At 33.6% G+C, this 12,580-nt stretch carries 15 protein-coding genes; 5 read left to right on the forward strand and 10 right to left on the reverse strand.

The window, feature by feature from the left end; genetic code table 11:
• Positions 1-308: 308 nt before the first annotated feature.
• Both HMPREF2658_RS01365 and HMPREF2658_RS01370 read left to right on the forward strand, forming a co-directional pair.
• Positions 309-944 (forward strand): ATP-binding cassette domain-containing protein, encoded by a 636-nt coding sequence (locus tag HMPREF2658_RS01365; protein ID WP_000773927.1) that lies wholly within the window; start codon positions 309-311, stop codon positions 942-944.
• Positions 945-949: 5 nt separating this feature from the next.
• A complete protein-coding gene (locus HMPREF2658_RS01370; RefSeq protein WP_001796742.1) occupies positions 950-1,681 on the forward strand; it encodes a peptide ABC transporter permease in 732 nt (243 codons plus the stop codon).
• 160 nt (positions 1,682-1,841) lie between these two features.
• Here HMPREF2658_RS01370 and srtA read toward each other — a convergent pair whose 3' ends face one another.
• Positions 1,842-2,462 carry a class A sortase SrtA gene (srtA, locus tag HMPREF2658_RS01375; RefSeq protein ID WP_000759359.1) on the reverse strand — a complete coding sequence of 207 codons (621 nt, stop codon included), beginning with the start codon at positions 2,460-2,462 and terminating at the stop codon, positions 1,842-1,844.
• 193 nt (positions 2,463-2,655) lie between these two features.
• Here srtA and HMPREF2658_RS01380 point away from each other — a divergent pair, with 193 nt between their 5' ends.
• Positions 2,656-3,147 carry a GNAT family N-acetyltransferase gene (locus tag HMPREF2658_RS01380; protein WP_000617344.1) on the forward strand — a complete coding sequence of 164 codons (492 nt, stop codon included), beginning with the start codon at positions 2,656-2,658 and terminating at the stop codon, positions 3,145-3,147.
• 148 nt (positions 3,148-3,295) lie between these two features.
• Here the strand turns inward: HMPREF2658_RS01380 and HMPREF2658_RS01385 are convergent, their stop codons facing one another.
• From HMPREF2658_RS01385 to HMPREF2658_RS01405, 5 genes are read right to left on the reverse strand one after another with little or no spacing between them, the layout of a single operon-like run.
• Positions 3,296-3,466 (reverse strand): hypothetical protein, encoded by a 171-nt coding sequence (locus tag HMPREF2658_RS01385; protein ID WP_001549802.1) that lies wholly within the window; start codon positions 3,464-3,466, stop codon positions 3,296-3,298.
• A gap of 52 nt (positions 3,467-3,518) precedes the next feature.
• Positions 3,519-3,626 (reverse strand): hypothetical protein, encoded by a 108-nt coding sequence (locus tag HMPREF2658_RS14540; RefSeq protein WP_031785530.1) that lies wholly within the window; start codon positions 3,624-3,626, stop codon positions 3,519-3,521.
• An 18-nt stretch (positions 3,627-3,644) separates the two neighbouring features.
• Positions 3,645-4,544 (reverse strand): L-serine ammonia-lyase, iron-sulfur-dependent, subunit alpha, encoded by a 900-nt coding sequence (gene sdaAA / locus HMPREF2658_RS01395; protein ID WP_054194519.1) that lies wholly within the window; start codon positions 4,542-4,544, stop codon positions 3,645-3,647.
• A gap of 13 nt (positions 4,545-4,557) precedes the next feature.
• The gene (gene sdaAB / locus HMPREF2658_RS01400) at positions 4,558-5,238 is read right to left on the reverse strand and encodes an L-serine ammonia-lyase, iron-sulfur-dependent subunit beta (protein ID WP_001140239.1); all 681 of its coding nucleotides are present in this window, start codon (positions 5,236-5,238) and stop codon (positions 4,558-4,560) included.
• A 2-nt stretch (positions 5,239-5,240) separates the two neighbouring features.
• Entirely contained in the window at positions 5,241-6,284 is a 1,044-nt protein-coding gene (locus HMPREF2658_RS01405; RefSeq protein ID WP_000353634.1) for a PTS sugar transporter subunit IIC, read from the reverse strand.
• A 549-nt stretch (positions 6,285-6,833) separates the two neighbouring features.
• Here HMPREF2658_RS01405 and HMPREF2658_RS01410 point away from each other — a divergent pair.
• Positions 6,834-7,037, forward strand: coding sequence for a hypothetical protein (locus tag HMPREF2658_RS01410; RefSeq protein WP_001177186.1), 204 nt, complete (start codon positions 6,834-6,836; stop codon positions 7,035-7,037).
• Between the two features lie 182 nt (positions 7,038-7,219).
• Positions 7,220-8,155, forward strand: a complete 936-nt coding sequence (locus HMPREF2658_RS01415) for a DMT family transporter (RefSeq protein WP_072460442.1) — start codon at positions 7,220-7,222, stop codon at positions 8,153-8,155.
• 81 nt (positions 8,156-8,236) lie between these two features.
• On the opposite strand, the gene HMPREF2658_RS01420 is transcribed toward HMPREF2658_RS01415, so the two are convergent.
• The 4 genes from HMPREF2658_RS01420 to ptsG form a co-directional block, all read right to left on the reverse strand.
• Positions 8,237-9,205, reverse strand: coding sequence for an alpha/beta hydrolase fold domain-containing protein (locus HMPREF2658_RS01420; RefSeq protein ID WP_001228154.1), 969 nt, complete (start codon positions 9,203-9,205; stop codon positions 8,237-8,239).
• 132 nt (positions 9,206-9,337) lie between these two features.
• Complete coding sequence (locus HMPREF2658_RS01425; RefSeq protein ID WP_000240665.1) at positions 9,338-9,682, reverse strand: thioredoxin family protein; 345 nt, start codon at positions 9,680-9,682, stop codon at positions 9,338-9,340.
• A gap of 41 nt (positions 9,683-9,723) precedes the next feature.
• On the reverse strand, positions 9,724-10,134 hold the full coding sequence (locus HMPREF2658_RS01430) for an acyl-CoA thioesterase (RefSeq protein WP_000206034.1): 411 nt from the start codon (positions 10,132-10,134) through the stop codon (positions 9,724-9,726).
• Positions 10,135-10,513: 379 nt separating this feature from the next.
• Complete coding sequence (gene ptsG, locus HMPREF2658_RS01435) at positions 10,514-12,580, reverse strand: glucose-specific PTS transporter subunit IIBC (RefSeq protein WP_000473692.1); 2,067 nt, start codon at positions 12,578-12,580, stop codon at positions 10,514-10,516.

The following is a 12,580-nucleotide window of genomic DNA, read 5'->3' on the forward strand; positions in this document are numbered from 1 at the left end:
ATTGCTCTTTTAGTCGTCTTCATTATATCCATCTCATGACAGGCAATGAAGTTTGTCATACCACAATGAACCTATATTCACATTTTGAAATTGCTTTCATATATGCAAAACATATTACACTGGATATAGCATTCAGAGACGAACATAAATTTCAGAATATTGTAAAAAATATAACGATATATTTATCATTTGGACAAAATATAGTGCGATATACTAATTTATAACATCTATACATAATGTGAAAGAATTTTTAAAAATACAATTAAATATCGGTGTAATAAATCCCTTTATACATAGGAGTTGTATACATGAAACTAAATAACTATTCTTTAAAAGTTAAAAACAAACAACTAGTTGACAATTGTGATTTAAATTTCTATCTTGGTCAGATCAATCACATTGTTGGTAAAAATGGTGTAGGAAAATCTTTGTTAGCTAAAGATTTCTTACTAAATAATAGTGGAAATATCCCTAAGTCCATTTCTCAAAATGTAACCTTAATATCAAGTTCATCGAATATTCCTAATGATATAACTAAAGACTTTTTATTATCATTGTTAAAAACAAAATTCAAAGACAACCTACAAACCTTCGACAAAATTTATAAAATTCTAAACATCGAAGTAATACCGTCTAACATACTATTAAAAAACTTGAGTGATGGTCAAAAACAAAAGCTTAAATTATTAAGTTTCTTATTGGAAGATCATGATTTAATCATATTAGATGAAATTACAAACGCTTTAGACAAGAAAACAGTTAATGAAATTTATGAATTTATAAATGATTTTATTCAAAGCCATCAAACTAAAACTATTATCAATATTACACATAATTTATCCGATTTAAGTGCTTTGCCGGGTAAATACTTTATTTTTAAAGACCTTCAAATAGAAGAGTACCAATCAAAAGAAGAAGTCATAAATGATTACATTAATTTATAATTGAGGTGTCCACTTTGAAATTAGAATTTAAAAAAAGTATTTCCAATAAAATCATTTACACGCTTGGTGTGCTATTCATATTCCTTTTCTTACTTGGGTATTTTTTACCAATAGGTATAGACAAAGTTAAAAATTTAAGCTATAGCCAGTTTTTCTTCAGTTCATATACTGTTGCAACGCAATTAGGGTTCTTACTATTTTCATTTGTTATTGCATATTTTATTGATAAAGAGTATTCGAATAAAAATATCCTGTTTTATAAATTGATTGGCGATAATATCTTTACCTTCTTCTATAAAAAGGTAGCAGTGTTATTTTTTGAATGTTTAGTGTTCATAATTCTAAGTATCACAATTATTTCAATTATATATTCGAATTTCTCACATTACTTACTATTAATAATCTTATTTTCACTCGTTATCTTACAATATATCTTAGTTGTTGGAACGATTAGTATGGTTTCACCTAACATTTTAATCAGCTTAGGAATCAGCATTGTATATTGGATTGGTTCAGTCATCTTAGTTGCCATTAATAAAAATATATTTGGTATCGTTGCTCCATTTGAGGCGAGCAATACGATGTATCGTGCCGTAGAAAAAATATTGAATAACGAGTCAACATTTATGTGTCCTACTGAAATTATAAATACAGTATCATTCTTCGTTCTTCTATTTATAGTTAATACTATTGTCTTATTACTAAGTAGAAAGAGATGGTTGAAAATCGGTATGTAGTACATAAAAAGGAGCGGCATCCATTGTCGCTTCTTTTTATTATGTATTTTTACAATCTCCACCAATGACACGTCGTTATTGTTGCCTCACACCAAACAAAAAACAGTCTCGCAATCAAGACTGTTTTCCACTCAATATATTCATTCATTAGCGTAATGGATTATTTGACTTCTGTAGCTACAAAGATTTTACGTTTTTCCCAAACGCCTGTCTTTTCATTGTAATCATCACAAGTAATTAATGTTAATTGTTTATCTTTACCTTTTTGTTCATCTAGAACTTCTACATCTGTAGGTTTAACATCTCTTATACTTGTCATTTTATACTTACGTGTTTCATTACCAACTTTAAAGTAAACCATACTACCTTTTTTGGCTGCTTTAAGATTTGTAAATTGATAGTTCGGACGGTCAATGAAAGTGTGTCCTGCAATTGAAATATTTTGATCATCTAGTGATTCATTTTCTTCTGCAAAGCTTACACCTCTATTTAATTGTTCAGGTGTTGCTGGTCCTGGATATACTGGTTCTTTAATATCAGCATCTGGAATTTCAATATATCCTGCCACTTTCGATTTATCTTTCGGAATTTGAGGTTTAGCTTGCTGCTTTTTATCCTTACTCGCCTGTTCTTTTACATTTTTATCATATTGTTCAATCTTTTCATCTTTATCTTTATCGTGAAGATAATTATCGATATGTGGTTTAGCAAACAAATATGCTGCCACTAGGATAAGTACCACACCAGCGATTGTCATTAATCGATTTGTCCATTTTTTCATACGTTAAGGCTCCTTTTATACATTTCACAATGCCTATTAACATTTCATATAGTATACCATTAATTTCAAAATGACTCATAGCAATTCATTTTATAATATTAAATTTGCACATATATTGTCACGTTAGATTTCATTACACATATTTGCATTCAAATAACGAAACGTTTTTAATACATATTAAGGGGGAATTATTATGATTCGATGTGCTAAAAAAGAAGATTTAAACGCTATATTAGCGATATACAACGATGCCATTATTAATACAACAGCTGTTTATACTTATGAACCGCAAACCATAGACGAACGTATCGCATGGTTTGAAACGAAACAACGTAATCATGAGCCTATCTTTGTATTTGAGGAAAACGGAAGTGTCTTAGGGTTTGCGACGTTCGGTTCGTTTAGACCTTGGCCAGCATACCTATATACAATCGAGCATTCTATTTATGTCGATGCTTCAGCTAGAGGAAAAGGTATTGCTAGTCAATTATTACAGCGTTTAATTGCAGAGGCAAAAGCTAAAGGTTATCGTGCGCTAGTTGCAGGCATTGATGCTTCCAACAAAGCGAGTATTCAGTTGCATCAAAAGTTTGCTTTTAAGCATGCCGGCACACTGACCAATGTAGGTTTTAAATTTAATCAATGGTTAGATTTAGCATTTTACGAATTAGATTTACAAGACTAGTAATCTTTGAATCACATAATATAAACAAGACAACCATGTCAATTCACTTAACATAACAAGTCAACATATAAAATTTTAAACTTCTCAGGGACAATTTACATCGTCCCTTTTATTTATTCTTTTCAAATACTATCCCCATAGCTTTGATTTAACGCTTTTTCTCAATAACAAAACGAATATAGTAGAACATGAAAACGATAATCATGCTGAGCGATAAAGATTTAAATAATAGATTGACCCACGTTCCCTCAGTCGTATATCCATATGTAATCGTTGTGTTAATGATGAATGCTATAAAGATGATTGATAGTCTTAGCATATCATCACTCCTTTTAAGTTATTTTAGATATACGGGGGCGCTTTTGCAATCACTATTTTGATGAGCATGTATTTTCCATAATTTTTTCAACTTTATGAAAGAAAATTAAGAAGCATTTATCTGGTACTAATGATCCAGACAGATGCTTCTTTTTTATCAATATCTTATTGTTATCTCATTAATTATTTTTAACCATATCTTCAGCTGTGCCAAAGATTTTACGTTTAATTGCTTCTCCAGTTGGTGTACCTGCTAATCCACCCAATCCAGTTTCACGTAATGATGCAGGAAGTTTACGACCAACCTTATCCATTGCTTCAATAACTTCATCAACAGGAATTCTACTTTCAATACCTGCTAATGCTAAATCTGCTGAAATTAAAGCGTTACCTGAACCAATTGCATTTCTCATAACACAAGGTATTTCAACAAGTCCTGCTACTGGATCACAAACTAAACCTAATAAATTACTTATCGCTAGTGCCATTGCATGCCCAGAGGCTTCTGGCGATCCACCGAAAATAGCTACTGCTGCAGCTGCCGCCATTGCAGAGGCTGAACCAACTTCTGCTTGGCACCCACCTGTCGCACCAGCTACACTTGCATTGTTCGCTACGACACGTCCAAACAACGCTGATGTAAATAAGAAATCAATCATTTGATCTTCTGTTAAGTCATGTGTTTTTTCTAATTTAAAAAGTGCACCGGGAATGGTACCCGAGGAACCAGCTGTTGGCGTTGCACAAATAATACCCATCGCAGCATTGACTTCATTTGTTGCAATGGCACCTTTGACTGCATCAATCATTTCATATCCAGACAAAGCATGATGTGATTCATTATAATCACGTAGTTTAGCAGCGTCATGACCAGTGTAGCCCGTTACACTTTCAACGCCATCACCTGTCGTCCCTTTGATTACTGCGTCTCGCATGACATCTAAATTTTGTTTCATTTGCGCTCGCACTTCATCACGTGATTTACCGCTTAATTCCATTTCTTCTTTAACCATGATATCCGCAAATGACATATTATTTTCTACGGCATAATCTATAGTCTCTCTAATTGAATCAAACATGTTTATTCCCCCTCTAATTTATATAGGAAACGTTTACGTCACTGTATTTCTCTTTAATTGTATTTAATGTCGATTCTGAGATTGCTTTATTTAATGGTATTACAACCAAGCATTTATCTTCATCTATTTTAATAAATTCATCTTTACAGTCTAATTTCATATCGTTGATATCATTAATGAAATGATTTACTTGTGCTTTAGTCATATTTCCGTCAACAACTAAAATTGGTAATCCATGATTTAAATCTACTTCTAGTCCATTTATATGAATACCTTTAATTTTAATTGTACCACCACCGATTGAAATACCGATAATTTCAATGTAGCGACCATCATTACGAGATGATTTAATATAAGCACAGTTTGGATGTTGACCAATACTATCGCCTTCTTCTTCGATAATATCTATTTTAATACCATCATCAGCTGCAATTTCTAATGAAGATTTAATTCGGTTATCAAATGTTGAATAGCCCATTGCTCCACCCACAATAGCGACATCTGTACCATGTCCTTGGTGTGTTTGAGCAAATGATTCATAATAATGTATTTCAATATTTTTAGGAATATTTCCCAATATTGCGCGTGCTGAATTCCCAATCTTTACTGCACCAGCCGTATGAGAACTTGAAGGTCCCATCATAACTGGTCCGATAATATCGAAAGCACTTTGATAATCATAGCTCTTTGCCATAATTAAACACTCTCCTTAATATGATTCTTTTTGCTCGGCATTTTAAAGTTGATATTCATTAAATTAAACTTATTAATTAGTGTTCCAATAATATAGGCTAAGACAATGCTGACAATAATCACTGTTGCGATTGTTACAATTGATGTCACTGCATTATTAAAGCCAAACAATACGATGGCACCTGCAATTGGTGTTGCCATACCTTTGACACCTATTACTAGTCCGCTAAATGTCACGATACATGCGTTGACGACCCCAATCAGTGCATTTGTACCATATAGTTGTACTGGATATTGCGCTATTAAATCAATTTGCGTCAATGGCTCAATACAAACTGCAAATGCTTTTGACGGTCCACCAATGTTTAATTTTCGGAATAAAATAAGGTTAACAAATGAGCTACCTGTACATGTTAGTGCTCCAATAGCCATAGGAACACCTGTCAGTCCTAATAAACTTGTTAATACCATTGAACTTAGCGGTGTCATACCTGTAACAGGAATCACTAGTCCTAAAATGACCGCTAATGCATATGGATTGTTATCACCTACCGCAGTGACAGCACTACCTATTTGTTTTAATGTTGCTAGCACACCAGGTGTAATGATTGATGCAAGTCCGAAAGCAATTGCTGGTGCAAATAAGATCACCACAATTAAGTCCAAGCCTTCTGGAACTTTCTTTTCAATCCATTTAATTAAAAAAGCTACGCCATAAGCTGCGATGAATGCTGGTAATAATTTAAAGTCATGTAATACTAAACCAACAATGACCGCAAATACTGGTGCAACGCCTAAGTTTAAGCACGTTAGAATACCTACTGCGATACCGCTTAAACTTCCTGCTAAATCCCCAATATCTTGTAGAAATTTAATATCAAATACGCCACCAATGGCGTAACTTAAGAATGCTTGTGGTAGAAATGTCGCACAAGCTGCACCGGATAATGCTTGTAGTCCTTGTTTACCGTACGGTGCATACTTTAAAAATAGCGTCATGATCACTAAAACCAAGACTAATGTGCCTACACCTAACAGAATATCCATTTCCCAAAAACCTCTCTCTATGTTTATTTTATTTTCAAACCATAAACATCGTACACCCTTAAGAAAACGTTTTCAACTTTTATCTGTTATCAAATCAAATATTTAAGTGAAATATTTCATATTTGTGAAAGATTTTTAAAATGGATTGTTTCAAAAACTACTTATGTTGTCATTAATATTTACTAATTAACTTTTTACTCTATATTTCAAACAGTTGTGTGACAGTTTTTTGATAACTTTTTTACATCTGGAAGTAAGTAATATTTCTAAAAATTTTTAATATTTATACATTTTATCTTTCGAGCTATTTATTTTTTGTTTTTGTGCTGTGTTTATAAAACCGCACACTATATTCAAAAATAACTTATTACACATATATTTGCAATAAGATAATTAAAGTAGGATATTATTTTTAGTTTTCTGATAGGAATGATGATAGTCTATAGGTTGAATCTTTACTTTTTTTAAAGCTAAATTTACATCAACTTAACAATGTCTGGTTATACTGAAGATGAAAATATTTAGTATAACTTAGTGGAGGCGGTAAAGATGCAATTGAGTCATTCCGTTAAAGTTGCAATTTCTATCTATTTAGCACTTATCTTTATAACGTTCACTTCTTATTTAGTCATTATTTTATATACGAGTATGACTGGACATGATGTATCACATTTCGTGTTAGATAGTCAGCATTCTCATCATGGATCTCTTACGCAAAAACATTTGAGTCTTCCTGAAATCTCATTTAAATAGTTTATCCTCTGTGTTTCAACATTCATTTCCCATATCGATTCATTTATCTATCATCTAGACCACTACATCTTAGATGATTTTTTTATTTTTTCATTTCACTCTTTCTTAAAAGTCGATATAATGAATTAAATCATTATCATACACCGACATATTTTATGTTGTTGGTGTTAAGTTTTAAAGGGGTGAGATACTTGGCGAATAATCATTCAGCTTTGCGTTTAAAAGGAATTATACTTGCCATTGTCGGTGCTTGTTTATGGGGATTAGGTGGTACTGTTTCTGATTTCTTGTTCAAATATAAGAATATTAATGTCGATTGGTATGTCACTGCTCGACTTGTAGTCAGTGGTATTTTCTTACTTATTATGTACAAAATGATGCAACCCAAACGTTCAATATTTAGCGTATTCCAAGATCGACGTATGTTAGGCAAATTACTTATCTTCAGTATACTGGGCATGTTAGTTGTACAATATGCTTATATGGCATCTATTAATACAGGTAATGCTGCGATTGCAACATTACTACAATACATTGCGCCAGTTTATATTATTATTTGGTTTGTCATAAGAGGCGTTGCAAAACTTACATTATTTGATGTGCTTGCTATTATCATGACATTATTAGGAACATTTTTATTATTAACGAATGGTTCATTTTCTAATTTAGTCGTCAATCCTGCAAGTTTATTCTGGGGTATTTTAGCTGGTGTAGCACTCGCTTTTTACACAATTTATCCTTCAGACCTACTTAACCGCTTCGGTTCGATTCTAATTGTCGGGTGGGCAATGCTTATTTCTGGTGTTGCGATGAATTTACGCCATCCAATTTGGCACATTGATATCACTAAATGGGACATATCAATTATATTATTTTTAATCTTTGGTATTATCGGTGGTACCGCACTCGCATTTTATTTCTTTATCGACAGTTTACAATACATATCAGCGAAAGAAACAACATTATTCGGAACTGTTGAACCTGTCGTAGCCGTTATCGCAAGCAGTCTATGGTTACATGTGGCATTCAAACCATTTCAAATCGTAGGCATCATTCTTATTATGATTTTAATTTTATTACTATCACTTAAAAGACAACCTGAAACATTAGATGAATAAGAAAACTCTGATAATCACTTTAGCAAGTATCTACTATTTAACAATGTAGCTACATTGTAGGTGATATCAGAGTTTTTTATTTTAGTTAATAATATTTTTAATTTGGTATAAAAAGCGTCGGCGCTCTGGTATTGGGAATACTGGATAAATATGAAATTGGTAATATCCAGGTATAAAGTCATGTTCTATACCTTTTGCACTCAACAATTGTGATAAGTTCAATGCATCAGGATACAGCACTTCTTTTGTACCAACAGTTAAGGTAATTCGTCCTAAACCATCTAAGTCACCGTTAATTGGTGATACTTTGTAATCATCTAATGGTGTGTCACCTGCCCATTGCTCAGCTAAATAAACACTACCATCAACACCTACCATTGGATCTTTCTTTAAGTAGTCAGGAACTTCTGGATGGCGCATCGTTGCATCTAATACTGGTGAAATCAAGACAATATGTCCTGGTTGAGCTATATGCTTTTCTTTTAACAATTGAGCAAATGATAAAGCAATTTGACCGCCCGCAGAGTCACCCATTACAACGATTTGTTTAGAATCTGCTACTTGATTCAATAAATCATGATACAACTTTTCAAAAAGCACATACGTCGCTTGATAATCTTGATGCGGAATCTTCGGATATACTGGCATGATGACTTTAGCATTGAGTGTTTCTGCAAGTTCATCAATAAATTCGAAATGAATTTTGAGTGGGTCTTGGAACCATGCGCCTCCATGTGCGTATAATACAACGCGTTGATGCTTATCTTGTTTATCGTTAACGGTATAAACGGTTGAACCGAAGTGCTTATCCACTGTTACTGGCATCTTAAACTGATAATTGGTGCCCTCATATTCACCTGCTGTCTGTGGCGCCATTTTTTCTAATGCTTTCATCGCTTCTTCTTTATACATAAAACGACGCTTAGCTCTAGATAATCGTATACCTTGTTCTAACATATAACTTTTCACACTGCGTTTTTCTTTAATTCTAATATGTGCGTATGCCGCTACTAAAAATCCAAACGCAAGTGCAGACCATTTTTTACGCATTTGTCGTCACTCCTCTTTGATGATTTCTACTATAGTTCTACTGTACCATGCTGATTCTTATTACTACCAATATTTACCGGGAAATAAGTTATGATGTCTACATAATCATAGCAATACTAATCATTTTCAATACTAACGCTCATCGACATCGTTATTCACACTATCATTCATTTGCTTAAGATGATGTTCAAAACGTTGCATATCGATAAAACGCCCTTGACGATGCATTTCTTTTCCATTCATAAAAATTAAATCCACAGGTACAGTGAAAATATTTAATTCTCCAGCAATAGCTTCCACCTGACTTTGATTAATCACAGCTAATGGCACATTGGGGAATGATTGCATCAAGTCTTCAATTTGTGGTAAAACGGCATGACACACGCTACACTGATCGCGCATGACATGTACAACTGCTAACGGATATTGATGAATAAATTCACGGAATGCTACGACACTATTTAATTGCTTAACCATTTCGAACACCTTCTTACTTTTTATATTTTAAAATGAAGTCATTATTTTGTTGCTAAAATCTCTTGAAACACTTGTGGCACAGAGGTTATCTTCTTATCGCTCAATCTGTAAAAACCGCCTGTCTGTGTACCAATACAATGCACGCCATGTGCGGACACAATTTCAAACTGAAACACCCATTTCATCTTGCTTGCTTTAACTAAGTAAATACGACCTACTGGTTTGTCATGTATTGTGACAGGTACTTTATATTCTGCTTCCGTTTTCATAAGTATAGGTGAAATGCCTTGATTGATCATTGTTGAGTAATTCATGTGCTGATTAATAAACGCTGTTCTCAAATCTTCGAACCATCTAATATAAACGATATTACTAACGACACCCATCGCATCAATGTCGTAACCATTCACTTCGATTTCTTTCTCTGCAACTAATAGACCTTCTGTTGTCATAATGACAAATCTCCTTATCTTACAAATAGATTTAAAATCATGTTAATTTATTTTTATTACTTTCATGATAAAAATACAAGCAATTGAACTTTATTACGGGAAATCAAACTTTTCAATGACGCTATTAATTTGGCTAGTCGCGAAGATGCATTTTTCTAAAATGTGACAAAAACATAAGCAATGTTTTCTATATCTAACACTAATATTTACCTTATTCTCATCAACACACCTGCTATACATCATTGCGCACTAAAAAGACAGTAGCTTCATTTTAAGCTACTGCCTTTTGTAACGTATTCTCTTTCAACTCGCTACTTCGCATACGCACTATGAATGACTAAAAGTTCATTCATTTGATATGCTATTTCATTTTCAATCATTATTTGACTGTCATAATTAGCTTACCTGGATCAGCATCTTGGACATCTTCAATGACAAGTTCTTTATTTTCAAGATTTGTAATAATCATTGGTGTAACGATGCTTGGTGCGTGCGCTTTCAAGTATGCTAAATTCACTTTCATTAATGGTTGACCTTGTGTTACTTTTTCATCAACGTTAATCAGACTTTCGAATCCTTCACCATTCAGTTTCACTGTATCGATACCAATATGAATAAGTACTTCGACACCACTTTCAGATTCTAATCCTACCGCATGTTTCGTAGGGAAGATTGTTTTCACTGTACCATCAAACGGTGCTACAATTTCACCTTTTTCAGGGATAAAGCCAACACCATCACCCATCATTTTACCAGCGAATACTTGATCAGGTACTTCTGATAATGGAATGATTTGACCGACACCTGGTGCATAGATGTCTGTTGTTCCAAGTGCTTCTACGTGAACTGGTTCATCTGACATTTCTTCAGTCACTGTCGTTTCACTTGGTTTCGTAATTTCACCACTCATAATCTTGGCCATATCATGTTTAATTTGATCTGATTTTGGACCAAAGATAGCTTGCATATTGTTTCCAACTTCTAATACACCTGATGCGCCTAAAGCTTTAATACCTGCTACATCTACTTTTGATTTATCAACCACTTCTACGCGCAGACGTGTAATACATGCATCTAAATGTTTAATGTTTTCTTTTCCACCCATTGCATCTAAGACATCAAATGGTAATTTTGCGACACTAGAGTTACGAATTTCAGTTTCTTCATCTTCACGACCTGGTGTTTTCAATTTAAACTTACGAATTGCAAAGTCGAATAAGAAGTAATACACGATAGCGTATACAATACCGACTGGAATAACTAATAATGCGTGTGAACGATCCCAGTTTAATAAACCATATAAAATATAATCTATGAAACCACCTGAGAATGTCATACCAATTTTAACGCCTAATAAATGCATTACTAAGAATGATGTACCAGCTAATAATACGTGAATTCCATAAAGTACTGGTGCTACAAATAAGAATGAAAATTCTAATGGCTCAGTGATACCAGTTAAAAATGCAGTTAATCCTGCTGATAACATTAAACCACCCACGACTTTTTTACGTTCTGGTCGTGCATTTTTATAAATAGCAAATGCTGCCGCTGGTAAACCAAACATCATGAATGGATATTTACCAGTAGTAAATGCACCAGCAGTAAATGGTACGCCATCTTTCAATTGTGCCATCCAAATACGTTGGTCACCACGAACTAATTCACCTGCGTGATTTGTATAACTTCCGAATTCAAACCAGAACGGTGAATAGAAAATATGATGTAAACCAAATGGAATTAATGAGCGTTCAATAATACCGAATATAAACGTTGTTAATGTTAAATTTTTATTTAATAAGAAATTCGATAAACTATTTAATCCGTCTTGAATTGGTGGCCACGCAAAGCTTAAAACCACACCTGTTGCAATTGCTACGACCGATGTCACAATCGGTACAAATCGTTTACCTGCAAAGAATCCTAAAAATGGTGGTAGTGTAATATTATAAAATTTGTTGTAACACCATGCGGCTAAAGCACCCATGATAATACCACCAAACACACCCGTTTGTAACGTTGGAATACCTAATACTAAGGCATGTGCTGGTTCTTTCGCTGCTTGACTTAATTCTTTTGCCCCTTTGGCATATGAGAAAATGTCATCAATTGTAATGTGCAACACTTTCCCCATTGTTGCATTCATAATTAAGTAACCTACTAGCGCTGCTAATGCTGCAACACCGTCTCCTCCTGCTAATCCAAGTGCTGTACCAACTGCAAATAATAATGGCAAGTTATCAAATACAACTTGTCCTGCTGCTTCCATGACCGACGAAATCATTACAATGATATCGTTTTTTAACCATGGTGCAATTTCTACTAATTGTTCGTTGTGCATTGCGTTACCAAACGCTAATAAAATACCAGCTGCTGGTAAAATCGCAACAGGTAACATTAATGCTTTACCGATACGTTGCAATTGTCCAAACAATTTCTTAAACAT

The sequence above is a fragment of the Staphylococcus sp. HMSC062H10 genome (genome assembly GCF_001836945.1).
Classification (GTDB): Bacteria; Bacillota; Bacilli; order Staphylococcales; family Staphylococcaceae; genus Staphylococcus; species Staphylococcus aureus.